The sequence below is a fragment of the Blautia sp. Marseille-P2398 genome (assembly GCF_964240315.1).
GTDB lineage: Bacteria > Bacillota > Clostridia > Lachnospirales > Lachnospiraceae > Blautia_A > Blautia_A wexlerae.
Map to the genome: position 1 here is coordinate 390,514 of NZ_CAXSTD010000001.1, position 25,218 is coordinate 415,731.

23 protein-coding genes and 1 riboswitch are annotated in these 25,218 nt (G+C 38.9%); of the genes, 3 read left to right on the plus strand and 20 right to left on the minus strand.

Translation table 11 applies throughout. The features are described from left to right. Window positions 1-30 precede the first annotated feature (30 nt). The 14 genes from tnpA to ACESZG_RS01950 form a co-directional block, all read right to left on the minus strand. Window positions 31-474, minus strand: a complete 444-nt coding sequence (tnpA, locus tag ACESZG_RS01885; protein WP_020994059.1) for an IS200/IS605 family transposase — start codon at window positions 472-474, stop codon at window positions 31-33. Between the two features lie 110 nt (window positions 475-584). Next, window positions 585-737, minus strand: a complete 153-nt coding sequence (locus ACESZG_RS01890; protein ID WP_155513398.1) for a hypothetical protein — start codon at window positions 735-737, stop codon at window positions 585-587. A 1,019-nt stretch (window positions 738-1,756) separates the two neighbouring features. Next, entirely contained in the window at window positions 1,757-3,226 is a 1,470-nt protein-coding gene (locus ACESZG_RS01895) for a hypothetical protein (RefSeq protein WP_008703989.1), read from the minus strand. A 6-nt stretch (window positions 3,227-3,232) separates the two neighbouring features. Further along, window positions 3,233-4,261: a nucleoid-associated protein gene (locus ACESZG_RS01900; RefSeq protein WP_161233162.1), complete on the minus strand. Its 1,029-nt coding sequence runs from the start codon at window positions 4,259-4,261 to the stop codon at window positions 3,233-3,235. 374 nt (window positions 4,262-4,635) lie between these two features. Continuing rightward, a complete protein-coding gene (locus ACESZG_RS01905) occupies window positions 4,636-5,493 on the minus strand; it encodes an HNH endonuclease (RefSeq protein ID WP_008703993.1) in 858 nt (285 codons plus the stop codon). A gap of 17 nt (window positions 5,494-5,510) precedes the next feature. Continuing rightward, window positions 5,511-8,006 (minus strand): DEAD/DEAH box helicase family protein, encoded by a 2,496-nt coding sequence (locus ACESZG_RS01910; protein ID WP_008703994.1) that lies wholly within the window; start codon window positions 8,004-8,006, stop codon window positions 5,511-5,513. Next, entirely contained in the window at window positions 7,976-8,572 is a 597-nt protein-coding gene (locus ACESZG_RS01915) for a bifunctional 2-polyprenyl-6-hydroxyphenol methylase/3-demethylubiquinol 3-O-methyltransferase UbiG (protein ID WP_008703995.1), read from the minus strand. Before ACESZG_RS01915 ends, ACESZG_RS01910 begins: the two co-directional genes overlap by 31 nt. A 357-nt stretch (window positions 8,573-8,929) precedes the next feature. Continuing rightward, the gene (locus tag ACESZG_RS01920) at window positions 8,930-9,532 is read right to left on the minus strand and encodes an HDIG domain-containing metalloprotein (protein ID WP_008703996.1); all 603 of its coding nucleotides are present in this window, start codon (window positions 9,530-9,532) and stop codon (window positions 8,930-8,932) included. Window positions 9,533-9,619: 87 nt separating this feature from the next. Beyond that, window positions 9,620-10,141, minus strand: a complete 522-nt coding sequence (locus tag ACESZG_RS01925; protein WP_008703997.1) for a cysteine hydrolase family protein — start codon at window positions 10,139-10,141, stop codon at window positions 9,620-9,622. A 163-nt stretch (window positions 10,142-10,304) separates the two neighbouring features. After that, window positions 10,305-10,781, minus strand: coding sequence for a DUF1653 domain-containing protein (locus ACESZG_RS01930; protein WP_008703998.1), 477 nt, complete (start codon window positions 10,779-10,781; stop codon window positions 10,305-10,307). Window positions 10,782-10,832: 51 nt separating this feature from the next. Beyond that, the gene (locus tag ACESZG_RS01935; protein WP_008703999.1) at window positions 10,833-11,354 is read right to left on the minus strand and encodes a hypothetical protein; all 522 of its coding nucleotides are present in this window, start codon (window positions 11,352-11,354) and stop codon (window positions 10,833-10,835) included. Further along, window positions 11,351-12,367, minus strand: coding sequence for an ATP/GTP-binding protein (locus ACESZG_RS01940; protein ID WP_020994060.1), 1,017 nt, complete (start codon window positions 12,365-12,367; stop codon window positions 11,351-11,353). Before ACESZG_RS01940 ends, ACESZG_RS01935 begins: the two co-directional genes overlap by 4 nt. Window positions 12,368-12,545: 178 nt before the next feature. After that, window positions 12,546-12,887 (minus strand): arsenate reductase family protein, encoded by a 342-nt coding sequence (locus tag ACESZG_RS01945; RefSeq protein ID WP_008704002.1) that lies wholly within the window; start codon window positions 12,885-12,887, stop codon window positions 12,546-12,548. Window positions 12,888-13,145: 258 nt separating this feature from the next. Beyond that, entirely contained in the window at window positions 13,146-13,910 is a 765-nt protein-coding gene (locus tag ACESZG_RS01950) for a PIN domain-containing protein (RefSeq protein WP_008704004.1), read from the minus strand. 459 nt (window positions 13,911-14,369) lie between these two features. Between ACESZG_RS01950 and pckA the strand changes: the two genes are divergently transcribed. Further along, window positions 14,370-15,974, plus strand: a complete 1,605-nt coding sequence (pckA, locus tag ACESZG_RS01955; protein ID WP_008704006.1) for a phosphoenolpyruvate carboxykinase (ATP) — start codon at window positions 14,370-14,372, stop codon at window positions 15,972-15,974. A gap of 137 nt (window positions 15,975-16,111) precedes the next feature. Here pckA and ACESZG_RS01960 read toward each other — a convergent pair whose 3' ends face one another. Further along, window positions 16,112-17,023: a ketopantoate reductase family protein gene (locus tag ACESZG_RS01960; RefSeq protein ID WP_044952194.1), complete on the minus strand. Its 912-nt coding sequence runs from the start codon at window positions 17,021-17,023 to the stop codon at window positions 16,112-16,114. A 176-nt stretch (window positions 17,024-17,199) separates the two neighbouring features. Here ACESZG_RS01960 and ACESZG_RS01965 point away from each other — a divergent pair, with 176 nt between their 5' ends. After that, the gene (locus tag ACESZG_RS01965; protein ID WP_022380124.1) at window positions 17,200-18,249 is read left to right on the plus strand and encodes an RluA family pseudouridine synthase; all 1,050 of its coding nucleotides are present in this window, start codon (window positions 17,200-17,202) and stop codon (window positions 18,247-18,249) included. Here ACESZG_RS01965 and ribE (ACESZG_RS01970) read toward each other — a convergent pair. The 5 genes from ribE (ACESZG_RS01970) to ACESZG_RS01990 all read right to left on the minus strand — a co-directional run bounded on the left by ribE (ACESZG_RS01970) (window position 18,246) and on the right by ACESZG_RS01990 (window position 23,884). After that, window positions 18,246-18,713, minus strand: a complete 468-nt coding sequence (gene ribE, locus ACESZG_RS01970) for a 6,7-dimethyl-8-ribityllumazine synthase (RefSeq protein ID WP_020994061.1) — start codon at window positions 18,711-18,713, stop codon at window positions 18,246-18,248. The genes ACESZG_RS01965 and ribE (ACESZG_RS01970) overlap by 4 nt on opposite strands. A 114-nt stretch (window positions 18,714-18,827) precedes the next feature. Continuing rightward, the gene (locus tag ACESZG_RS01975) at window positions 18,828-20,027 is read right to left on the minus strand and encodes a bifunctional 3,4-dihydroxy-2-butanone-4-phosphate synthase/GTP cyclohydrolase II (protein ID WP_008704014.1); all 1,200 of its coding nucleotides are present in this window, start codon (window positions 20,025-20,027) and stop codon (window positions 18,828-18,830) included. Window positions 20,028-20,190: 163 nt separating this feature from the next. Beyond that, window positions 20,191-20,838, minus strand: a complete 648-nt coding sequence (ribE, locus tag ACESZG_RS01980) for a riboflavin synthase (protein WP_008704016.1) — start codon at window positions 20,836-20,838, stop codon at window positions 20,191-20,193. Beyond that, window positions 20,819-21,928 (minus strand): bifunctional diaminohydroxyphosphoribosylaminopyrimidine deaminase/5-amino-6-(5-phosphoribosylamino)uracil reductase RibD, encoded by a 1,110-nt coding sequence (ribD, locus tag ACESZG_RS01985; protein ID WP_055052604.1) that lies wholly within the window; start codon window positions 21,926-21,928, stop codon window positions 20,819-20,821. The genes ribE (ACESZG_RS01980) and ribD overlap by 20 nt, the downstream gene beginning before the upstream one ends. 244 nt (window positions 21,929-22,172) lie before the next feature. Next, window positions 22,173-22,287, minus strand: a riboswitch (FMN riboswitch). 106 nt (window positions 22,288-22,393) lie between these two features. Beyond that, window positions 22,394-23,884: an AAA family ATPase gene (locus ACESZG_RS01990; protein WP_373217440.1), complete on the minus strand. Its 1,491-nt coding sequence runs from the start codon at window positions 23,882-23,884 to the stop codon at window positions 22,394-22,396. A 250-nt stretch (window positions 23,885-24,134) separates the two neighbouring features. Between ACESZG_RS01990 and trpS the strand changes: the two genes are divergently transcribed. Then, entirely contained in the window at window positions 24,135-25,196 is a 1,062-nt protein-coding gene (gene trpS, locus ACESZG_RS01995; RefSeq protein WP_373217442.1) for a tryptophan--tRNA ligase, read from the plus strand. The last annotated feature ends 22 nt before the right edge of the window (window positions 25,197-25,218 follow it).

The window sequence follows — 25,218 nt, forward strand, 5'->3', positions numbered from 1 at the left end:
CTCTTTTCCTCCAACAAATCATTTCTTCTGTCAGGCTTTTTTCTTTTCTTTTTCCTTTTGTCCTTCGATGTAGGCAAGCACCTGGTCTCTGCTCCTGTCACTGACCGTTATGGCACAGTAAGACGGATTCCACAGATGCCCACCCCACAGTTCCTTTTTTAACTCCGGATGCGCAAGAAACATCTGGCGTGCAAGATTTCCTTTCATGATCTTGATCATATCTGAAATATAAAACTGAGGTTTACAGTCCACAAGCAGATGGATATGATCCGGCATCACCTCCATTGCCAGGATCTGAAATTTATATTCTTCTGCAAGATTCTGTAACATTTCTTCGCATTCTGTATCGATTCCGTTTTTTAAAACCTTTTTTCTGTATTTTGTACACCAGACAAGATGATACTGCAAGGAATAGACATATCCCCTACCATATGAAAGTTTGTTTTTATCTATATTAAATATATCTTTTTCCATATAAATATTATACCATATGTATCGGTTTATGTAAACATTTGTTCTGTTGTTTTGCAAAAAAATTTGCGCGTCTAACTCATCACTGGAAGTAACGAGAATGCGACGCGCAGTTATTCAATCTGATCAATCGATCTTTCCTGTAATACTCCTGTTATAATTTTCTTATAGTCTTCTTTTGAAATTTCTACTGACAGCTCATTTCTTCGTCTGTCATAAGTTTCCCCTGATTCATAAATAATTTTATAGCAATAATTAAAGTTCAAATCTTCCATGCCTCCAATCAAAAATAGCTTCATGCCATCAAAATTTTTAACTAAAATAATGATAGCATGAAACCATTTTAGCGTAAAGCAACATTCTCCATAAAGAATTCAATAATTTTTTCAGCCAATTTATTATGAAGACTATTGCCAAATTCATCAATGATCAGCATTCCGGCATTTTCTATTATCCTGAGCAGATGAGGCAGCAAATCGGCAAATACCTAGTTTCCCTGCGATTCGCCCTTGTTGCCATAGAGCAATTCCACTTCTTCGTTTCAGGATTAATCCTTAATAACTGACAACTTCTAATATTAATATATTTATGAAAGAATTCTTCCAACAATTCAAGCGATCTCCTTATTGATAAAATGCCCCAGTGATGTAAAGACCATGTCTGGGTTTTCTTTTGATAATTGTGATATTCTCGCCAATTTCGTTTCCATTAGTTCCCCTATCTCTGTGTATAGCTAATGTTTCCTCTTTGATATAGTTTCGCAGGCCAGAACTGCGAGGCACAGTTCTCTCTCGACTTCCCTCCAGTATTTATTTTTGTTCATACCTTCACCGGTACTGTTCGGGCCTCCGACTACCTGCATTTCGTTTGTCTTTTTTCTTTTGGTTGGCGGACATACTTTTCATTTACACACTCTGAAAAGAAAATGCAGGTCCTCTCCAGTTGACATATAGTCCCTGTCTGACATGAATAGTTTCAACAACACCGCAGAGGCATGCAAAATCTCACCATAACGATAAGTGCATATATTGTCTTCCACCCTGACCACGGTGTCGACCCTCTGATACTTTGGGATTTCGGTGCTCCATAGCTATCCCTGCTATCTTGCTGTCTACGCTTAGCCTTCACGTTACCGTAACAGACTCAAGACTCGCTTCAAATGCTGTGGTTAACAGCTTATTTGATGGGACCACCCACCGGACTATATACCCTTTGCTGAACGCACGGTCAGACCCTCAGTATACTCCTACTTAGTTTCTTTTGGGTATATACCGGTATGATCACACTATTTTTTTGTTATTTGGAATAAAGATTTTAAAATAGGCCATATAAAAGGTTCACTACTCATATATTCTACCAATATCAGAAGCGAAAGCAAAATACCACCCCAAATTATGAGATATATTCGCACAGATCTATCAATCGTTCGTTTCATTTCTGTTTTTATGTCATCATTCTGAAAACACTCTCTTATATCATCTTCTGTTAGTATTTCTCGGTAAGAATCTTTTAGCTTGTCATAACTACTATATACTTTTTGTAGTTCATATTTTGACTGTTGATAGCTAATAAAAAGATAACCAAAAGAGGCTATCAAAACAATTTCTGAAAGAATTGTGATGTCTTTTGTAAAAATATTGTCCAAAGGCTGATCAGATACGATGTTCGCAAGTATTACAGAAAACAGGAATCCCAAAATAGCCAAAAGATTTGTCTTGAACTTATCTAACATCTCCGTTGCATATTCTCCAGTTCTCGATACAATATCCGTAATAAATTCTGCAACTTTATTTTTTAATTCCAAATATTGAGTTACATTATCTCTCAAATAAAGATTGTAATTCGTTTGAATGGATGCCATTACTCCATCACTGATATTTAACAAAGATTCATATTTACAATGGAGACATATAATATTCCTAGCTATAATCACTTTATCAACAATACTGCCGCCTGAATAAATCCAATTGTAGATTTTATAAAGATTATTATTTCCCTGTATATTTTCAAGAGTATCATGATATTCCATTGAACGCTGCCCCATTATCTGAAGTTTCAGTTTACCATCCTGTATGAATGAGTTTGAAGCCAGTAAACAAGCAGACAAAATTGTTTCCATTTTCAGGAATAAGTCTTTGAGCGGGTTTCCTTCGTATCCAATTTCTATTTTAAAATCATCTGGAAGTAATTCATAATTGTCCTGATTATAAAAATATGCATTTTCTCTGCATTCCAGTAATCTGTTTGTTCTATCAAAGTCCAAATCCAGTGGTCTGCTTCCTGCCGTCAGAAAGAACATTGTTTTTGTATAAAACATATCTCTACTGTCAAATAATTCAAAGGTTATACTCCGACCAGCTTTTTTCATAAAATTCGAAAATGCTGTTAAAACTTTGTCTATTGGTAATGAACTAATATCTTCAGCAAATTTTTCAAAGCAGTATACAGATAAATATCCATTTACTATTTTTTTGTCTATTGTAAGGCTAACCTCAACTGTTTCATCACTTTCAAGACCTTTAAGAAATTCTGCATACTCTTCCTCTACATTTTCTTTTAAATCAAAGGATTCTCCCCCCTCTGAAACTAGATAAATTTTTATTTTGTCTCTATTAGAAATATCCCAAATCGTATTCATCCATTCTGAATATTGTACCGGAAGTTCTTTGCTGAAACTGAACTCTGCCTCATATGTATATCTCCGTTCTTCTTCCTTTCTCAGCTCTGTAATTTGATTTCGGATTCTTTCCAACATAAGAAACTACTCCTCTCTATTGTCTTCATTATTGCGTGCAAATGTCTGAAAAGTGCGGTCATCGCTTAACCTTATTTTAAGATATTTTTTTCCATACGCATCTTCATATGCACTGATATCATTTTCATTTCCTATATCTGAGATTTTTAACATAATTCCTGTATTTATTTTATAAGTTCTTATTGCTTTTTTCTTTATGGCGTCTGGTATTGCCTGAAATTGTCTGTCAAATCCTTTTTCTTCTGGAAGTCTATTTAGTCTTTCATGTAATTCTCGTTTTTGCTCGCCTGTCATATCATTAGGCATATAACCCGTAAATATTTTTTCAATCATATTATCATAATCGAACATCTCCCGATTTGCATTGTTCATATATGCGTACATGGCATTTTGGATAACTCTATTATCATAAGGCGCTGTTTTCTTCAATTTTCTGTTTAAACACTTTTCAACAGAATCATATGTTTTGTACGTATTTACCCTGTCATTCTGACATTCCACCAACTCTAGGAAATCGAACCACCAATATTTTGCAACCGTATTCGAATATATTTTTGCCTGAAACTGATCTGCATTCAGATTATTCAAATCAAACATGCATGTTTTCCAGATTTTCTTTGTATCTTTTGAGAATCCAAATCTTTCACTGTAGTCCCTTTCATCAAAGAAACCTGTATGCTCAATTTTAGCAAGAATACACTTTCTGTTTCCATTATCCTCAAACAATGCAAAAATCAAACTTCCCTTCTGTACACTGATGTTCATATGCCCAATCCGAGCCTGAGCTTCCCGTTCATTTCTGACAAGTCTTTCTGCAATTGAATCTATCTTTTCTTCAATCGCATCTGGAGTTTCCAGATTTCCTGCAATCTCAAGAATTCCCGCAATAACTTCGGTTCTTGTTGACTGTGTATGATATTCCCTGATGGAAACATTGTTGCTCACATGAACAATCAATTGTTCAATATAATCTTTAAACTTTGGCATCATATTCACATTTCTTCTTTGAACACTGTTGTTTTCATAATCAATCACTCTGACTGCCTGTGCAATTATTTCCATCATAACTCTCCTTCATTTTATCTTTTGTTTATAAAACCTTTGTTGGAATTATCTATTTCACTCTAATTCTTTTCCATTCCAAGTAATCCAGATTCTGATAATACAAATATTTATAATTCAGAATCATTAGTCATGTTTATATCAAGTTCTCACAACATATCAATATCGTCACTGTAAATACATTTTCCACCTTTATCAATTTTGTATATCACCTCTTTTTCCCATACGGATTAATGTTACCTCTTCATGTTCTATATGTGAATATCCATCCACGTTTTTCTACGCTCTGTCTTCCATTATAACAATCTCCATATTAGACCGCAACAATTTTTCTATATTTGTATGTACTATTTCACATATATAAATAAATGCTTATTTAAGCTAATCCTTTCTTCCACCCCATTATCAAACCTATACACCATCCTCCTCCGATCAAACACCGGATTCGCATCATGTATAACACTATGATGATTCGGGCATACAATCATCTGGTTATTCGCATCATTATTCAAACTATTAACAAAATAATCAATGTGATGTGCCTCTGCGATATGTGAACCATATTTTTCTCCAATCACCTGCCCGCATATCTGGCATCGGTATCCGTACAACAGCTTCAAATTTTCTCCAATTTTTCTGTTCAGTTTACGAATCTTAACAATCTGTAACTTCTTTTCTATTCCACTGCTTTTATCTTCCATCTCATATTCTATTTCATTCTCCACAGTCCGCTCTCGCATTCCTTGAATTGCCTTTTTCATAACCTGAAAATCATCCTGTGCTATTGGCTCCAGAAGAAAAGTATCTTCATATTCTGTGGTATAAATAGCAAGATATTCCTTTAGTCCATCTGGCATTTTTATATAACTTCTGTCTTTTGGATCTCTGTTTTCACGAATCATCTTTATGTAACTCATGCTTTTGAAAAAGTATTGCTGAAGTGCCTGTGACAGCTCACCATTTCTTGGATATCTGATCTGATAGGCATCCTTCTTTCTCTTTTCTACTGAGTTATTCATATTAACGATTTTCGCATCATACGTTTTTCCATTCATAAAAAAATGAATGATTTTAGATTGTCCACGCTGTAAAAAATTCTCCATATTTCGGAGAAAAATCACCTGATTATCTAACGGCAATGTAAAGCCTTCCATCAATGTAGACCAGTCTATTTCTTTTTTATACACATAATTTTCTGATTCCATACGCATCTTCTCCATCACTATAAAAGTGCTTTTATCTGCTCTTTATACCGTCTCCGATAATAGTCCATCGCCCTATACTCAATAACATCCTTCATTTGTTCCGCCAGCACCGGCTCCTTCACAATTTCTTCCATTTCATCCCTCAATGCCAACGCCGCGCCATCCTTTTTCACAAAGAATTCTTCCCCAGATTTTAACAGAAAGCGTACCGGCATTTTCATTATCTTTTGGATATGGTTCTTATCCGAAATCTTGCGATATTCCTCATATGTAATCTCTTTCTCCAAATCCTTCCAGTTTGTTCCTGTAGAGAAGAATTTTTTCCAGCTTGCCAGAAGTTCCACCTCTGACACTTCCATTCTCACATTCCCATGGTTATAAAAAGCCATCAGTACCGGCATTTTATACACCTTGCTCATGTTGGTGTTTTCCAGCAGATTTATAAAATCTTTTCCCATTCCCTGGCTGAATTTTTTCTGCTCATCTGTGAGTTCATCCAATTCTTCCAGATAATTCAAATACTTTTTAAACGGATTCTCATTCGAATGTGTGACCGCCATCTGATACACATCATCATCCATATAAGTAAACAAATCCATTCTGGTTGGTTGTTTGCCAAGCAATTCTTTGATCCGGAAATACTCGTTTCTGATTTGTTCTTTGATTGTCAGTTGTTTCTTGTCCATTTCTGCAAACAGATCAATCAATCTCATATCAAAATCAACGAAGCATTCATCTGGATAATCTGCCTTATCTGCCGGATAATATGTTTCTTTTCCTGTTTTATTTTTCCCTATCAGCAAATACCTGACTCTTCCCGCTTTTTCATAATTGCCGATAAAGTCCAGAACATTGAGATATTCTTTTCCCTTACTTCTGCGCAATCCCCTTCCAAGCTGCTGCAGAAAGACAACCGGAGATTCTGTCGGACGCAGGAACATTACCATATCGACTGATGGAATATCTACACCTTCGTTGAACATATCCACTGAAAAGATAACTTTGATTTCTCCATTTTTCAGTTTCTCAATCGCTTCTGCTCTGTCCATGGAAAACTCTCCATCTGCATTACTATAAACTGCTGCCGACGGAATTCCTCTTTTACCGAATTCTTTTGCCATTTCTTCTGCATGTTTTCTGGAACAGCAGAATCCTAATGCCTGACTAGAGCCATATTTGCAGTAATATTTGTAAATCAACTCATGCCTGTAAGCATTCCCGATATAAGTTCTGTTCAGTTCTTCTTCTGCATATTTTCCCTTAACTATATGTAGCTTTGTGTAGTCAGTCTCATCATAAATTCCATAGTAATGAAACGGAACCAGCATTCCCTTATTGATTCCATCTTTCAGTGAAATCTCATACGGCACATTATAATCGCAGATTTCATATATATTTTTGCCGTCCATTCTCTCAGGCGTTGCCGTCAGTCCAAGGAGAAACTGCGGTCTGAAATATTCTACAATTCTTCGATATTGGTCATTGACTGCATGATGAAATTCATCAATCACCACGTAATTGAAGTAATCTGGAGCGAAATATTTTTCATTTAAATATTCCGGTTTTCCAAGGCTTGCTACCGAGGCAAATATAAGCGGTTTATCTGTGCACTTCTCAGCTCCCATAAAAAATCCATAGTCTTTGGAATTCCTTACATTCTGAAAAGAAACTGCTGCCTGTTTCAGAATCTCTTCCCTATGTGCAACAAACAACACTTTCTCATATTTTTTTGAATCAAAAGCAGCCAGAAATGTTTTCCCGATGCCCGTTGCAGCCTGAATGAGTGCTTTCTGTGCTCCTTCTGCTCTTGTATCTTCCAATGCGCACAATGCCTCGATCTGTGCTCCTCTTGGTTCATATAAAGGTTTTATTTTCGTATCATTTGTTTCCGACTCCGTAAAGTCATATCTGTCAAGGTCTTTTGCCACCGCCGGACGATGCCAGTTCTGGGAGTAACGTTTTAATTCTTTATCATCAATGATAATGGAATGATTCACAAATAAATCTTCAAATGTACGAAAGAACTCTTTGTAGTTTTCCGGGTCCTTCTGACTGCTGAACCGATAATTCCATTCTATTCCTGAGGTCAGCGCACTCCTGGAAATATTGGAAGAGCCGATGTAAAGTTCACTGTAATCTGTATAATGGAAAATGTAAGACTTGGGATGAAAAGACCGTCCTTTTTCACAATAAAATCTAAGATCAACTCTGTCACCAAGTTTTCTTTTGATCAGATATAGTGCTGATGGCTGTGTAATTCCAAGGTAGTTTCCTGTCAGGATTCGGATTTTGGCTCCACGTTTTAAAGTATGTTCCAGTTCTTTCAGCAACATTCTCACTCCGGATTCCATAAGAAAAGAGACAATGATATCAACGCTTTCTGCTTTTTTCATGCTCTGTATCAGCTGATAATATAGCTGTCTTCTTTTATCCGGTCCGCCGGTCATTGCATCTGTGGAATATTCGTTTTCATACCCGATGTTTACTTTTTCTGCAGAAGTAAATTCAGCCATTTTTCCTCACCTCTTCCCGGTCGGACATCTCCTGTGATCCAATGTTCTTCTATTTTAAGGCCATGCATGTCATGTATGAAATCTTTAAATGTATATGTCGTAAAATCGGTAAAATATCTTCCGTTTCGTTCACCTTCAAATTCTCCGTATTTAAAAGAGGTATAAATCCATCCTTTCGATTTCAATGCTGCATACATATTTTTCAAAACTTCACGCAGTTGTTTTTTCGGCAAATGGAGAATAGATGCACAAGCCCATATGCCATCATATTTTTCTTTTTCATCCAATTCCTGAAACAACATCTGCCTGACTTTAATTTCCGTATATTCACTTGCAATCCGACACAATTGTTCTGAACCATCAACTGCATCTACCTGATATCCACGACTCAGAAAGTACTTTGTATCTCTACCTGCACCGCAGCCAAAGTCAAGAATATACGCATCTGGGTTAAGTTTCTCCAGAAATTTATCTTGCACTTTTGTAAACTTTACCGAAACAGTCCCAGAGGCAAAAGACTGCGCATTTTCGTTGTAATATTTTAATGTTTTATCTATATCTGCCATATATTCACTCACCAAATGCCATCCAGCACTGATTTCACTCCTGTTTTATCTGCAAAATACCTGTTTTGTTTCTTATGCCTTAATTTTTCTGATAAATCTAACTTCTTTGTGACATATTATACATTTTTTTGACATAAACAGCAACAATTTTCGTCAGACATTTTTTGTTATATTCACTTATCTATAATACGCAAAAACTGTTGCATATTTCTTTTTTGATATCTTTTCTCTTTCATCAACTTCCATATAAGTAAAAAAGAAAGCCAGACTGCACATAGGTTTCTTCCCCTACATACAGTCTGGTTCTCTGATTCCATCATTCATTTCTGGTAATAAGTCAATAAATCAGACATTCCATTACTCTTCCGCATCCATCTCCGACTTAATCTCATCCTCGCAGTCTGCCATTGCCTGCAGTGTCATAGTGAGCAGCTTCTGCAGTTCCCAGCCGAGTTGTTCGGCTCCTCGCTCGATGACTTCTCTGGAGCATCCTGCTGCGAAGCCTTTGCTTTTATATTTCTTCTTGAGGGATTTGAGTTCCATGTCTTTTGTGCTTTTGGATGGTCTCATAAGTGCTGCTGCCCAGATAAGTCCTGTAAGTTCGTCCGCCGCAAAGAGTACTTTTTCCATTTCGTGTTCCGGTGCTACATCAATGGTTGCGCCACATCCTACTGTGATGCCGTAGCCGTGGGATACAACTGAATGGATCACGTCTTCGCCTACGCCTGCTTTGCGGAGCATTTCCGGAGCTTTCAGGCAGTGTTCTTCCGGATATAACTCAAAGTCAATGTCATGGAGGAGTCCTACAATTCCCCAGTATTCTGCATCTTCGCCATAGCCAAGTTCACTGGCATACCATTTCATTACTGCTTCTACAGTCAGGGCATGCTGAATATGGAAGGGATCCTTGTTGTATTTCTTTAATAATGCGAATGCCTCATCTCGTGTAATTGTTTTCATTATTTTGTCACTCCTCATATCTGAATTGTCAAGCGGATAAAATATCTGCTTTGCTACTTGCTCATAACTGAATAACTGCTCCGCAGTTTATCTGTCAATCTGGATCTGACATGCTTCCATTGCTTTCAGTGCATTCTCATGGCTTTCCGGTGTTACGCCTGCGCAACATTTAGCGTCTACGATGATCGGAACTTCCGGGAGAGATGCTTTTGCCAGAAGTGCATTGGAAATAACACAGATGTCTGTGCATAAACCTACAAATGTGATACTTTTGATTTCATTATCCTCATTCATTGCCACCAGTTCTCCTGCAAGATCTGTGGAACCAAAGGTTTCTTTATCAATGGGTTCTGTTTTTCTGAGTGCATCTAATTCGCTTCTGATCTGCCAGCCTTCAGTGTCACGGATACAGTGCGGTACAGGAAGCTTCTGTCCTTCCTGGGTGTCAAGATAGTAAGTCTCATGGGTGTCTCTGGTAAAAAGAACAACTCCATCAAAATTTTCGATTTTCTCTTTTACACCAGGTACAATGGCAACTGCCTCTTTTGTTCCAAGAGCTCCGTCGATGAAGTCATTCTGCATGTCTACAACTACTAATACCTTCTGCATATTTCCTTCCCTTTCGTTCTTTCTGCACATTTTTTCAGATAATGCTATAAAATCTCTGGAAACGTATGCTGTTATTATTTGTTATTACTATACAACGACAAAGTGTTTTTGTACAGGCAAAAGTGCCTGTTTTACTATAGCAATTCCATAAAATATCAATCATCTATTTTTCAGTATATTTTTCAAATCTGTACTTCTGTTTAATATCCGGATATTTGTCTCTGTCCACTTCACTCATAAACATATCATAGGGTCTGGCGCAGATTTTGAAAGGTGCGTAGAGAGCCTGGTAGATCATCAGTTTTTCACCGTTTTCTGTGTGATGGGCTACTGCAAGGACTTTATAGAGATATTCGGAAGTATCCGGGGATACCCATTCTCTTTTGAAATGCTGTACAATGTCGCCTGCATGAATATCGTGTTCCGGTGTTTCCAAAGTGTTTTCATTTTCCGCACTGTCAGGTTCTTCCGGTTCTGTGTTGAGTTCCATATATTCTTCTTTATCAAGGGAAACCGGGATTCCGGAACGGCCATTGATGTGGACGCCGCCATACCAGGTACCTGTGACCTCACAAATATCACCTACTTCGTATTCCATGCTGCAGTCATTATTTTTCTTTATGATTCTGATCTTTGCCATTTTATCATCTCCTAGCATATAGTTCTTATTTCATGCAACCAGAAAAACACTCTAACACGTTAGATTATATTCTCCAGCAAGTTCTTCATTTAAAACAACCACCTCAACACCCCATATTTTTCTGACCTTAAGCAATCTGGCTCTTAATTCTGCCAATGGCCCGGCTAGCCACGTAATATCTTCTGCGTTTTTTACAACCAGAATAAATTTTAATTTTACATCTTTCATATTGCTTACCGATCGAAGATTGTCTCCTATCTCTGACGTATCCTGATATCTGTTCATAATTGCCGCCAGATATATCTGCAAAGATGATATAAACTTCTCAGTTATTGAACCATAATATTCTTCGAATTTCAGTTCTTTTTCCTTCGATTCATATCTATTCGCCACATTTGGACAACTTTTCTTTGCTTCCAGAAACACTATATTATTTCCATTATATTTCAGGATAAACTCCACTGTTGGGATTCCATCTCCAAGTTTTTTATAAATTTCAGATGTCTCAATATGAAATAAATCTTTTTCATCATATTTTCCAAAATTCATTCCTGATTCTGGTATAACGCTCACTTTAATGCCACCCCGATTTCTTCTCGATACAACTGACGGAATGTATCCATAATTGCATTATGTTCCAACAATTCAAATTCCGGTGCTATCTCACATAATACTTTGTTGTTTTCATTTTTATATAAGGAAATGTACTGCAGTTTACTGTCCTGTCTCCGCTTTACTTCAATATATTTAGATAAAAAATAGTCATGTGTAGAAACAAAAATCTGTACACCTTCTGTCTCCAGCATGATCAACAATTCAGCCAGCACCGGAATATATTTCGGATTGATATTTGCTTCTGGCTCGTCCCAAAACAAAACGGATCCCTTCTCCAGTGTCCCGTTTTTTATCAACTGCCATAAAAGAGCAATTTTACGTAATCCTTCTGCTACCAAATTAAATTCTAACTTTGCCTGTGTACCAGGTTTTAAATAAAAACGATCCTCATGCAATGTTACTTTCCCATTACTGATTTTCTGTAAAATATCCAGATATTTTTTCCTTACAGTTGAATCCACTCCTCTGGAAATATCAATTTTGGCAGCCGCAATAATATCCAGATACGTATCATCAAATTCCACATTTCCCATTTTTACTGCAGCATCCAGATTCCAGGCATTTGATAAAATCTCTTTTGCCGGAATAAATACGCTTGTGAGATCAGACATCTGCTTTTCCCATTTCTCTTCTGAATTAATCTCTGCATCCCATTTTCGTGTCTTGGTTGAAAATGTCATTCCTATTTTGGCAGTATCAGATTCCACAGAAACCATGGCTTTATTGCTTCCACTCTTTCCTCTGTTTACCAGACGTCCAATTCCAGACTGATCAGGACGAAATAACATTGTTGTTTTCTGCGAAAAAGACACATCATGTTTAGAAGCCTGACATGCTGCATAGGCTAATTTCATAATATGAGTCTTTCCCACACCATTTTCACCAACTAATACATTTAATCCTTCACAAAAAGGAATCTTTATATCTTCAAATACTGTAAAATTCTCTGCTGCAATCTTTGTTAATGGCATTTCCATCACCTCAATATTTCCATTTTTATAAATCAGTTCATTATATCTGTCGCACGACAATATAATATAAAGTAACTTCTATAATAATTTTATATTATAACACATATAAATATGTCAAACAGCTATTTTCTTCGATATAATATTGTAAAATCTGAAAGCTTGTAAAAGGCTATAACTATCACTTCCAGCTCTTCCAGATCTCCGGCTGATATCCTACTGTCGCCTGTTTTCCGTTTCTTACCACAGGGACTTTGATGATGCTCTGGTTTTCGAGAATTTTCTCTGCCTTGTCTTCCTCTGCGATATAAGTGATCAATGCCAGCAGGTCTTTATCCTTGCAGTCAGTATCTATCAGTTTATCATAACCGCCAATTGCCTGGCAGACAGATTGGAATTCTCCTTTACTTAAGCCTTTTTCTTTCATATCTATAAACTGATATTTAATTCCCCGTTCTTTGAAATAGCGTTCTGCTTTCTTGCTGTCAAAGTTTTTCTTTGTTCCGAATATTTGTATATTCATAGTCTAATGCTTTCTCCCATTTTTTTAAGAATTATTGTTCCTGCTATATTTTCTCTTTTCCTGCCTGTTCATTTTAAATTTCCATCCATTTCACATTTTTTTCAAATTCTCACCACATATTTCTCACATTTTCCGGTTATATTATTACCTGTACAGAGCAAAGAGTAATTGCAAATAAAACTTTTTCTTTTTCATACTTTTGCCGGGAATCCATAAGGTTCCCGGCCTCCTTCTTTTATTCCGTTATTTTTTATTCCGTTAGATTTTCTTTTTAATATGGTTATAGATGTTCAGTCCTTTTGTCTGTCCGTATTTGGAAATGATAGATCTGTAAATCTGCTGCTTTCTGTTTTTGTCTTCTGCATTTTTCTCCACAGTTGTAGAAACATAGTTTACTACTTCCTTTGGCATGCCTGCCTTGTCGAGAACCAATACTAATTCCTGCTGTAATTTCTTTGTTCCGGCTTTCATGTCAATTATCTTTTGTTTTGGCTTTTTTGTATTCTGATTCTCTGATTGTTTGACAGACTGCTTTTCAGATTGTTCATTCAACTGTTTTTCTGTTTTCTGATCAGTTTGTTCTGCCAACTGTCTGTCTTTTTCTTTACTGGTCTGTTTTTTTACCTGTTTTCTTGTCTGTACCTGTTTTCCGGAAATCTTCTCGTTTCTGGAAATTTTCACATTTTCTTCTGCTTTCCAGAATTCTATAATATGGTCAAATCCTGTATCCTTACTGATTACAACAATTTTACATTCTTCATCCTGACCTGTGCACTCTTTTCCTATCAGATATCCCAGATAAGAGCCCAGATGCATATCTGCTGACTGATTTCCTGTCGGTACTTTATGCGTGATCAGTTTTGACTCTCCGTGATCATTGATAATATCAAGGTCTATTTTTCTGCTGTTGTCTGTATAAAAAAGATGGATAATATCTGTTTCCCGTAATTTTTCGCATCCTTTGAAGCCTTCACTTCCTACATTTTCATAATCAATTAAATAATAAGTTTTGATAATCTTCATCCTCTCTTTATTTGTTAATGTTCACTCCGTTCACAGTAACCTTTATTTTTCTCTGCTGTATAATACTCTGTCATTTTCAGCCGGATAATTCTTTCCTATTTTAACATGCATCTTTCTTCGGCACAACCACATAGTGGCAGCTCTCCTGGTTAGTATTTCCTGGTTGTCTTTCCTGCCTATTCCAGTCAGACAGAATATTATCATATCCACGAATAGTATTCCCATATTGCCACTATAATAAATTTACATACCTTTTGTGAAAAATGACGGTTTTTTCATCAAATTTGAGTTGATAAATCTTTAACAAATTTCAAAAAAAGGCAAAAATCCTGTTGATTTTAAGCGTTAAATATGTATAATAGTAAAAGAGAAGCGATACCCATTCGCTTTTATGGTAAGGTATCTTAAGCCTGTTTAAACAGGCGCTTTCATTAACGAAGAAAAGAGGTTAAACGTAAGATGGCAAAAATCGATTTAAGCAAGTATGGCATTACCGGAACTACAGAAATTGTCTACAACCCTTCTTATGAAGTATTATTTGAAGAAGAAACCAAACCGGAACTGGAAGGCTTTGAAAAAGGTCAGGTCAGCGAACTTGGTGCAGTTAACGTTATGACAGGTATCTACACAGGACGTTCTCCTAAAGATAAATATATCGTTATGGATGAGAACTCCAAAGATACAGTATGGTGGACAACAGACGAATACAAAAACGATAACCATCCTGCAACTCAGGAAGCATGGAATGCAGTAAAAGAAATCGCTAAAAAAGAGCTCTCCAACAAGAGACTTTTCGTAGTAGATGCATTCTGCGGTGCTAACAAAGATACTCGTATGGCTATCCGTTTCATCGTTGAAGTTGCTTGGCAGGCACATTTCGTAACAAATATGTTCATCCAGCCAACAGCTGAAGAACTTGAAAACTTCGAGCCAGATTTCGTTGTATACAACGCTTCCAAAGCTAAAGTTGAAAACTATAAAGAATTAGGCCTTAACTCTGAAACAGCTGTAATGTTCAACATCACAACTAAAGAGCAGGTTATCGTAAACACATGGTACGGCGGAGAAATGAAGAAAGGTATGTTCTCTATGATGAACTACTTCCTTCCACTGAAAGGCATGGCTTCCATGCACTGCTCTGCAAACACAGATATGAACGGCGAAAACACAGCTATCTTCTTCGGTCTTTCCGGAACAGGTAAAACAACTCTTTCCACAGACCCGAAACGTCTCCTGATCGGTGATGACGAGCATGGCTGGGATGACAACGGCGTATTCAACTTCGAAGGCGGATGCTACGCTAAAGTTATCAACCTTGACAAAGAATCTGAGCCGGACATCTACAATGCGATCAAACGTAACGCTCTTCTTGAGAATGTAACACTTGATGCTGAAGGCAAGATTGATTTCGCAGATAAGAGCGTAACAGAGAATACTCGTGTATCTTATCCGATCAACCACATTGAAAACATCGTTCGCCCGATCTCTTCTGCACCGGCAGCTAAGAACGTAATCTTCCTGTCCGCAGACGCTTTCGGAGTACTTCCTCCAGTATCTATCCTGACAGAAGCTCAGACTCAGTACTATTTCCTGTCTGGATTCACAGCTAAACTTGCTGGTACAGAGCGTGGAATCACAGAGCCTACACCTACATTCTCTGCTTGCTTCGGACAGGCATTCCTTGAACTGCATCCGACAAAATACGCAGAAGAACTTGTTAAGAAAATGGAAAAGAGCGGAGCAAAAGCTTACCTCGTTAACACAGGATGGAACGGAACTGGAAAACGTATCTCCATCAAAGATACTCGTGGTATCATCGATGCAATCCTTAACGGAGATATCCTCAACGCTCCTACTAAGAAGATCCCATTCTTCGATTTCGAAGTTCCAACAGAGCTTAACGGCGTAGACACAGGTATCCTTGATCCTCGTGACACATATGCTGACGCTTCTGAATGGGAAGAAAAAGCAAAAGATCTTGCCGGAAGATTCATCAAGAACTTTGCTAAATACGAAGGAAACGCTGCTGGTAAAGCACTTGTTGCAGCTGGTCCTCAGTTATAATTATAATTGCTGAATTAAAGTTAATTATAATTAAATTATAATTTTATTGTCCAAATGAGTACGAAAGGGATGCGAGTAATTCGCATCCCTTTTTCATGTTGTTTCGGTGGTCAAGCGGATATTCGCAATCCGCTTCGCTACAGGGCTCTGAGTTTTTCTGCCACTTTCTCATATGCGGGTACCGGAACGTGATATTCTTCTCCCATTCTTACTACTTCGTAAACTAATCCGTCAATTTCGGACTGTTTTCCTGCCATGATATCCCGCTGCATGGAAGTGGTTGCTTCCGGTGCGAGGTTGGAAAGGATTTTTAAATTTACTTCTGCCATATCTTTCTGGAAAGGAACTCCCATGGCTTCTGCAAGTGCTGCGATTTCTTTTATCATGGTCTTAAAAAGTTCTCTGGCTTCGCCTTCTTTCTGGAAATCTGCGGCAGTTGCGTGGTAATAGAGTCCTGCTGCCCCGATCGGGGATACATAGGAAAATTTCTCCAGTGCTTCACGGCGGATGTTTTCCGAAAGAGTCCCGTCGATATGACTGTCACAGAGGTCTTTCTGAATCTCTTTCAGTTCCGGTCGGAATTCTGCTTTGTCTCTTACGCCGAATACAATGTGCAGGATCTGTCCATGCTGGAGAAGTTTTCCCGGTTCTTTAATGTTGGCAGAAACATAGATGCAGCCGTCCGTTACCAGAAGATCCGGCAGTTCTTTCTGCATTTTTCCACCTGTTCCATATATATTCAACACTGGAATTACGATAGTATTTTTCCTGGCAATGCGTTTGATAAACGGAATCGTTTCCTGTAAGGAATAGCCTTTTACGCAGACAAAAATTACGTCCGGATGCTCTGCATAATGCTCCATATCTGTAGCAGGAATGCTTATGTTTTCCTCTGTTTTATCCCACATTTTCTCCAATGTAAGACCCTGTTTCTGGATCTTTTTCAGGTGTTCGCCTCTCGCGATCAGGGTTACGTCCTTGCCTGCTTTTTTCATATAATATCCGGTAACACCACCGGTTCCTCCGGCTCCAATGATTAAGTATTTCATATTTATTTTCTGCCCCGCTTTCATTGTTTTGATTCTTATATCATAGCACAATTGCAATTTTTCTTCAGTATATTTTATGCATTACGCTGACATAATTTTGCATTGACAGTTTATTTTTTGCCCTGTAATATCAATGGTATCAATATCAGAATATATTACACAGGAAAAGTATTAAGATGGAACGATATCTGGAATTTAGAATAGATGAACAAACTACAGAACTTAAAATGGAAGCATTTCTGAAAAAGAATGCAGGACTTACAAAACGGCAGATCAGCCAGGCGAAGTTTCGACCGGACGGGATTACCAGAAACGGAGTTCGCTGTCGTGTAACTGAGACAATATATCCAGGCGATGTGATCCGCGTTTGTCTGGAGGAAGCCGGGACTGCTTCTGCGCATCTTGAAAATTATAATGACGGAATCAAAAGTAAAGATTTGTCGGATTTCCATTCCAACAAAGCTTCAGCTCCAGTTTCCGAAACTTCTTTTTCTCTGAATATTTTATATGAAGATACGGATATTCTGGCAGTTGATAAACCGGCAGGAATGGTTACGCATCCGACGGGAATGCATTATACAGACAGCCTCTCCAATCTTGTTGCCAGTTACTTTCGAGAGAAAAATGAACAGGTCTGTGTCCGCCCGGTGGGGCGGCTGGATCAGGAGACTTCCGGGATTGTGGTTTTTGCCCAAAATCAGGTAGCAGCTTCAAGGCTTCAATCTGTAAAATCTCCATGCAAAATTCACAAGCAATATCTTGCCGCTGTATCCGGTACTTTGCCTGTAGATATGCCTGGTGTCTGGCATACCTTAGATTTACCGCTGATGCAGGACCCGGAGAATCATCTGAAAATGAAAACTGCTGCTGATCTTTCCTTACATTCATCTGCATTATCGGGAAAAATCAAAACAGCAGTTACTCATTATCATACTCTTTTTTCCAGTCAGGACTGGTCGCTTATCACACTTAAGCTGGATACCGGACGTACCCACCAGATCCGTGTCCATATGGCATCCACAGGACATCCTTTGCTTGGAGATACTCTTTATCATTCAGACGATAAAATATCTTCCTGTGCTTCCTTTTCCAGGGCAGCCCTTCATGCATGGAAAGTTTCTTTTCAGCATCCTTTCAGAGATGAAATGCTCCTTCTGGAAGCACCATTACCTTTCGATTTTCGTGAACTGGTTTCACTTTCAGGGTCTGATCTGTTGTCTATTTAAGCTTCAAATTCTTTGATCAGATTTACCATTTCAATGGCACTGAGTGCACAGTCATAGCCTTTATTTCCTGCTTTTGTACCTGCGCGTTCAATTGCCTGCTCGATGTTTTCTGTGGTAAGCACTCCGAATAATACCGGAACTCCTGTTTCCAGTGATACTGATGCAATCCCTTTGGAAACCTCATTGCATACATAATCATAATGACTGGTATTTCCACGAATCACAGCACCTACGCAGATAACCGCATCATACTTTCCACTTTTTGCCATTTTAGACGCGATCAGTGGGATTTCAAAAGCACCTGGTACCCACGCTACCTGGATGTCCTCTTCTTTTACATTGTGACGTGTCAGCCCATCCATGGCACCACTTACCAGCTTGGAAGTTATAAATTCATTGAAGCGGGCTGCTACAATTCCTACTTTCATTCCATCTGATACTAATTTTCCTTCTAATGTTTTCATTTTTTCTGGTCCTTTCATCTGTAAATTTATATTTTTTAACCTGTACAGGTTTTTATATACGGTAAATTTTATTTTCGGGAACGTTATCGTTATATATGAAAATCCCCGCTGTATTTAATACTTCAGAATATGTCCCATTCGTAATTGTTTTGTCTTAAGATAACGCAGATCATACGCTGTGGCATTCATCTGTATCGGAACTCTCTGTTTGATCCTGATGCCAAATTCTTCCAACTGATAAACTTTATCCGGGTTATTTGTCAGCAGCCTCAGCTCTTTTACCCCAAGATTTCTCAGAATCTGCGCACCAATGTAGTATTCTCTTTCGTCTCCGGCAAATCCAAGTGCCAGATTCGCTTCGAGTGTATCCATTCCCTGTTCCTGAAGTTCATAGGCACGAAGTTTATTGATCAGTCCGATTCCTCTTCCTTCCTGTCTCATATAAAGGAGTATCCCTCTGCCTTCTTCCTCAATCTGGGCCATCGCCGCTGCAAACTGCTGTCCGCAGTCACAACGCTGTGATCCAAAAACGTCTCCTGTCAGGCACTCTGAATGCACACGGCACAGAACGTTTTCTCCATCTCCGATTTCACCTTTTACCAGTGCTACATGATGTTCCCCATTCAGGCGGTTTACAAATCCATACGCCATAAACTCTCCGTATCTGGTCGGCATTTTTGTGGTCGTCACGCGATCCACCAGAATATCATGGCATTTACGGTAATTCTGAATATCTTTAATTGTTATGAATTTAAGATTCCACTTTCCGGCAAGTTCCCGTAACTCAGAAGTCCGCATCATAGTGCCGTCTTCTCTCATAATTTCACAGCACAGCCCGCACTGTTTTAACCCTGCAAGTCTGCACAGGTCTACAGTTGCCTCTGTATGTCCGTTTCTTTCCAGAACACCGTTCTTCTTCGCCAGAAGTGGAAACATATGTCCGGGGCGTCTGAAATCTTCGGGTTTTGCATTCTCATCCACACATTTCATGGCAGTAACAGAACGTTCTGCCGCAGAGATTCCTGTAGTGGTGCTGATATGGTCTACGGAAACAGTAAAAGCAGTTTCGTGATTATCTGAATTTTCTGCTACCATCTGCGGGAACTGCAGTTTTCTTACATATTCCTCAGACATTGGCATACAGATAAGTCCTTTTCCGTGAGTTGCCATAAAGTTAATATTTTCTGTTGTGGCAAACTCTGCTGCACAGATAAAATCTCCTTCATTCTCTCTGTCCGGATCATCCGTTACCAGAATAATTTTTCCATTCCGAAGTTCTTCCAGAGCTTCTTCTACTGAATCAAATCCGTTCATTTTTTCTCTCCTTATGCAATGTATTTTCTGATACAATATATTTTTCTGTTGTTAAGAGGGCAAAATCATTCGTATTGGCTGCTTATCTGGTTCGTGTCAGGCAGATAAAACATCCACTGTACAGTTCTGCATCAATCGAATAACCGCTTTGTGGTTAATTCTGTCAAAAGCCATACTTATTCAGAAAATCCCGTGTAATATTACTTTTTATCGGCTGTTCTTTCACAGGCGTTATTAATTTTTCCACGTATTTTCCAATTATGTCTGTCTCCAGATTAACGATATCTCCTTCTTTGCGTTCTCCGAGGACTGTAATCTTTACTGTATGAGGAATTGCAGAAATGGAAAAGTCTGTTTCTGAGACTTTTGCCACTGTAAGACTGATTCCATCAACTGTTACAGAACCTTTTGTCACAATATATTTCATAATTTGTGGTGAAGCCTGAATGGTGTACCAGACAGCATTATCATCTCTGCGAATTTCCGTGATTTTTCCTGTTCCATCCACATGCCCGGCAACAATGTGTCCTCCAAATCTTCCATTTGCAGGCATTGCCCTTTCCAGATTTACATGCTGTCCCAAAGAAAGCTGAATCAGCGCAGAACGATTCAATGTCTCATGCATCACATCTGCTGTAAAACCATCTTCCAGACATGCAGTTACAGTGAGGCAGATTCCATTTACAGCTACACTGTCCCCTGTTTTCAGATCATCCAGAATTTTCTCTGCCCGTATCGTAAATACTGCTGAATTTGCTCCTTTTTTTATTTTTTTCACAGTTCCCAGTTCTTCAACAATTCCCGTGAACATTACTCTTCACCTCACTCTCTATAAGAAAATCATCTCCTATTCTGATTATTTCGCTGTTTTTTAATAATATTGCGCTGGCAGGATCAGGAAATCCTTTTCCTTCTATCGGTGTCTTTGCACTTTCTCCCCCAAAAAGTTTGGGTGCTATATAGGTCTGGACTTTCTGAACAATACCGCTTTCGAGTGCTGACCAGTTTAAAGTGCCTCCTCCTTCCAGTAAGATACTGTCTATCTTTGCAGCTCCCAGAAGTTCCATTAGTCTGTTTAAATCTATGTGTCCGTTTTTTTCCGGGACATCCAGAACTTTACATCCCATATCTTCATAATTCTTTATCTTCTGCTGGTCTTTACTGCTGGTTGCAAAGATTGTTGGAATTGTTGATGCCGTTTTCACAATTCTGGAATTCAGTGGTGTCCGCAAGTGGGAGTCACAGATAATACGCACAGGATTTCTGCCGTTTTCCAGTCTGCATGTAAGCATCGGATCATCTGCCAGCACAGTTCCCACTCCAGCCATAATCCCTGTATATTTCAATCTCTGTTTCTGCACATGCATTCTGGCAGCTTCGCCTGTCACCCATCTGGATGCGCCTGTATAAGTGGCAATTTTTCCATCCATGGTCATCGCATATTTCATGACTACATATGGTTTTTGATTCTGTATGTAATAGAAAAATGCTTCATTGAGTTTATCGCACTCTTCTTTTAAAACGTTTTCCGTTACTTCGATCCCATGCTCTTTCAGAATCCGGATTCCTTTTCCTGAAACCAGGGGATTAGGGTCCGAGGAACCAATAATCACACGTCTGATCCCCGATTCCAGGATTGCATTGACACACGGAGGCTGTTTCCCGTAATGGCAGCAAGGTTCCAGAGTAACATATATGGAGGCACCTTCTGGCTGTTCTGTACATGATGCCAGAGCTTCCCTTTCTGCATGAAGTTCACCGTATTTTCTGTGATATCCCTGGCCAATGACTTTTCCGCTTTTGACGATCACGGCACCTACCATTGGGTTAGGTGCTGTAAATCCCATTCCTTTTTGCGCCAGTTCTAACGCCATTTTCATATATTGCCTGTCTTTTTCCATATCCGTTATATCTTTCAATCCCTCATCTCCTGTTCTTCTGATGGTACTGATGATACCAAAAAAGCCCCGGTGTCTTTCAACATCCAGGGCCTGTAAATTAATATCTGCTTGAATTATCTTCGTGTGAATCTGACTTTTTGCTTCATCATTAAAACTGCTTTGATGATATTAAAAAGCTCTGGAATAAATTTATTATTCCAGAGCAGTCGCTTTCACAGATCAGTTAATTCTTCTGTATCTCTACTGTTATCTTCTTTCATCCAGACTGTACTGTCGGCTTCGGAATTACACCGAATCATGCCTTACGGCTCGTGGGCTTTACCACCGGTAGGGAATTGCACCCTGCCCTGAAGATCTTATTTTATTTTTATCAGCAATTTCTAAATTTTATCCTGTTGATGTCTGAAAGTATACTCTTAATTTTTATTTATGTCAAGATTTTTTCAGACATATAATTTCAGTTTTTCAGGAAAGTAATTCTCTTACCATCTCTGCATTGAATGTCACACCTGTCAGGTGATCTACTTCAATCTGATACAGGGCATTGGCTGCGATATGCTCTGCTGCCTGTTCCAGATCACGAATACCGCTTGTATTTTTATGCAATTCAACGATGGCATCCAGACCGTCTTCTGTTACTACACATTCTTCTGCTTTCAGGCTCATGCGTTTCAGAACTTTCGGAAGAACGTATTTGGAGAAGATGATCTTCTTCTCTTCTGATGTATAATCCGGGATATCGATCACTGCAAAACGGGACATAAGAGGTGCGCTAATCTGGGACTTATCGTTTGCCGTAGCAATAGGATAAACGCCCACTGTGGGCACCATACATTCCATATAGTTATCTGTAAATCCAAGGTTGTCAAGCAGAGTAAGAAGTACGTCTGCAGGGTTTCCGTTGCCCTTACCTGACGCTGCTTTATCAAGCTCGTTGATAATAAATACAAGATTGGATTCTCCTGCTGCCGAGAAAGCTTCCATGATGATTCCGGGCTTTGCGTTTGCATAGATTCTGGAACTTCCTGTAAGCTGTTCCGGATCATTGATGGAACTCATGTCCAGAGTTGTCCAAGGCAGTTTCAGAATACGGGCAACTGCATAGGCAATCTGAGATTTGCCTGTACCTGCAGGACCTACAAGGAGAAGTCCGTATGCAGGAAGTGTATGGGTACGGTTGATCTGTATGATTGTTTCAATGATACGCTGCTTTACAGATTCCATTCCGTAGAGTTCCTCATCAAGGATCCTGCGGGCTTCCTGAGGATCGATTGCTTCAAAGTAATTGCTCTTCCACTGTACATTCATCATGATGGAAAGTGCTCTCTGAGCATGACGTCTCTCCTCCGGAGATACTTCGTGTGAACGGGCAACTGCAAGGTTTCTTCTCGCCCAGAGACGGATATTGTCCGGCAGTGTTCTGCCTGCGCAGGTCATAAAATCAGTGATGCTCTGAATGCTTGTCAGCTTCATCTCGTCCCCTGCTTCTTCCTCATCTTCATCCTCAACAAGCTCTGCAGGTGCACTGCTTGCAAGAAGTCTCTCGATCATAAACTGAAGAAATCCGTCTTCTGCGGAAAGCTTCGTACCGCCGCCAAAAGCAGTTTCACGGATCTTATAAACTGCATAACCATTCTCTTTATTCTCTCCTGAAAGACGCACATTGATATGATTCTCCCCAAGCCATTTCAGAAGACTTACAAATCTTGAATCAATACTGATGATATCTGCACTGAAAACGCCGTCATCTTCTTTAAATTCAAAGGATGTACGTTTGATTGGATTAGTAAAAATACCGCAGGAATGATGTTTCCACTGACAGCTGCTGTTATCCAGGATCATGATCGGTTTCTCAGGGGAAGTCTCCTTTTCATTAGACTGGAAAGTAGTGTAGGTACATTCAGACTGTACACCTGGTTTCTTGTCTGAAGCACCGCTGAAATCAAATACTGGCATAGTAAATACTCCTTTTATTTTATCCTTAATCAGTGTGTAATTTTTAATGTACAACTCTTTATTATTCTAGCAGAATCTTTTCTTTTTATCAATTCTGTAAATGTATTTATTGCATAATTATTCAAAAAATTATATCCTCATTTATTCCGCCAAAATCATTGACGGTAACATCCGCAGGCTTTATAATAGGGATAACTGAGAATTTCCAGATATTCTCTGGAAAATCGGAATTTACTTTTAGGAGAGCAAAATGAGCAAAATTATTTTAACCGGTGACCGCCCAACAGGCCGCCTTCATGTTGGACATTATGTTGGTTCATTATCCGAGCGTGTTCGTTTACAGAACTCCGGCTTATATGATGAAATTTATATTATGATCGCAGATGCACAGGCATTAACAGATAACGCTGAACACCCTGAGAAAGTTCGCCAGAACATCCTTCAGGTTGCCCTGGATTATCTTGCATGCGGCATTGATTCTGAGAAATCCACTATCTTTATCCAGTCCATGGTTCCGGAGCTTACAGAGCTTACTTTTTATTATATGAACCTTGTTACTGTAGCACGTGTACAGCGTAACCCTACAGTTAAATCCGAGATCCAGATGCGTAATTTCGAGGCAAGCATCCCTGTCGGTTTCTTCTGCTATCCGATCAGCCAGGCTGCAGACATCACTGCATTCCGCGCTACTACTGTTCCGGTTGGCGAAGATCAGCTTCCAATGCTCGAGCAGTGCAAGGAAATCGTCCACAAATTTAATACTGTTTATGGTGAAACTCTGACAGAGCCTGAGATTATTCTGCCATCCAATAAAGCATGCTTACGTCTGCCAGGTATTGACGGAAAAGCAAAAATGAGCAAATCTCTCGGAAACTGCATCTACCTTTCAGATGAAGAAGCTGATGTTAAGAAGAAGGTTATGTCCATGTTCACAGACCCGAATCATCTTCGTGTGGAAGATCCGGGACGTGTGGAAGGAAATCCTGTATTTATTTATCTGGATGCATTCTGTAAACCGGAATATTTCGCAGAGTTCCTGCCTGAATATCAGAATCTGGATGAACTGAAAGCTCATTATACACGCGGCGGTCTGGGTGATGTCAAGGTTAAGAAATTCCTGAATAAAGTACTCCAGGCAGAGCTTTCTCCGATCCGTGAGAGACGTAAATACTGGGAACAGCATCTTGATGATGTATATGATATCCTCAAAGAGGGAAGCAAGGTTGCTGAAGCAAAAGCCGCACAGACACTTCACGATGTACGTTCTGCTATGCAGATCAACTACTTTGATGATAACAGCTTAATCAAATAATTATATGCCGGTGGCTACAGCG

What these genes read in the sequence shown, in the direction of transcription:
- tnpA (WP_020994059.1), bottom strand. Translation starts at nt 474, where the DNA reads ATGGAAAAAGATATATTTAATATAGATAAAAACAAACTTTCATATGGT.
- ACESZG_RS01895 (WP_008703989.1), bottom strand. Translation starts at nt 3,226, where the DNA reads ATGTTGGAAAGAATCCGAAATCAAATTACAGAGCTGAGAAAGGAAGAA.
- ACESZG_RS01905 (WP_008703993.1), bottom strand. Translation starts at nt 5,493, where the DNA reads ATGGAATCAGAAAATTATGTGTATAAAAAAGAAATAGACTGGTCTACA.
- ACESZG_RS01910 (WP_008703994.1), bottom strand. Translation starts at nt 8,006, where the DNA reads ATGGCTGAATTTACTTCTGCAGAAAAAGTAAACATCGGGTATGAAAAC.
- ACESZG_RS01915 (WP_008703995.1), bottom strand. Translation starts at nt 8,572, where the DNA reads ATGGCAGATATAGATAAAACATTAAAATATTACAACGAAAATGCGCAG.
- ACESZG_RS01920 (WP_008703996.1), bottom strand. Translation starts at nt 9,532, where the DNA reads ATGAAAACAATTACACGAGATGAGGCATTCGCATTATTAAAGAAATAC.
- ACESZG_RS01925 (WP_008703997.1), bottom strand. Translation starts at nt 10,141, where the DNA reads ATGCAGAAGGTATTAGTAGTTGTAGACATGCAGAATGACTTCATCGAC.
- ACESZG_RS01930 (WP_008703998.1), bottom strand. Translation starts at nt 10,781, where the DNA reads ATGGCAAAGATCAGAATCATAAAGAAAAATAATGACTGCAGCATGGAA.
- ACESZG_RS01940 (WP_020994060.1), bottom strand. Translation starts at nt 12,367, where the DNA reads ATGCCATTAACAAAGATTGCAGCAGAGAATTTTACAGTATTTGAAGAT.
- ACESZG_RS01945 (WP_008704002.1), bottom strand. Translation starts at nt 12,887, where the DNA reads ATGAATATACAAATATTCGGAACAAAGAAAAACTTTGACAGCAAGAAA.
- ACESZG_RS01950 (WP_008704004.1), bottom strand. Translation starts at nt 13,910, where the DNA reads ATGAAGATTATCAAAACTTATTATTTAATTGATTATGAAAATGTAGGA.
- pckA (WP_008704006.1), top strand. Translation starts at nt 14,370, where the DNA reads ATGGCAAAAATCGATTTAAGCAAGTATGGCATTACCGGAACTACAGAA.
- ACESZG_RS01960 (WP_044952194.1), bottom strand. Translation starts at nt 17,023, where the DNA reads ATGAAATACTTAATCATTGGAGCCGGAGGAACCGGTGGTGTTACCGGA.
- ACESZG_RS01965 (WP_022380124.1), top strand. Translation starts at nt 17,200, where the DNA reads ATGGAACGATATCTGGAATTTAGAATAGATGAACAAACTACAGAACTT.
- ribE (WP_020994061.1), bottom strand. Translation starts at nt 18,713, where the DNA reads ATGAAAACATTAGAAGGAAAATTAGTATCAGATGGAATGAAAGTAGGA.
- ACESZG_RS01975 (WP_008704014.1), bottom strand. Translation starts at nt 20,027, where the DNA reads ATGAACGGATTTGATTCAGTAGAAGAAGCTCTGGAAGAACTTCGGAAT.
- ribE (WP_008704016.1), bottom strand. Translation starts at nt 20,838, where the DNA reads ATGTTCACGGGAATTGTTGAAGAACTGGGAACTGTGAAAAAAATAAAA.
- ribD (WP_055052604.1), bottom strand. Translation starts at nt 21,928, where the DNA reads ATGGAAAAAGACAGGCAATATATGAAAATGGCGTTAGAACTGGCGCAA.
- ACESZG_RS01990 (WP_373217440.1), bottom strand. Translation starts at nt 23,884, where the DNA reads ATGCCAGTATTTGATTTCAGCGGTGCTTCAGACAAGAAACCAGGTGTA.
- trpS (WP_373217442.1), top strand. Translation starts at nt 24,135, where the DNA reads ATGAGCAAAATTATTTTAACCGGTGACCGCCCAACAGGCCGCCTTCAT.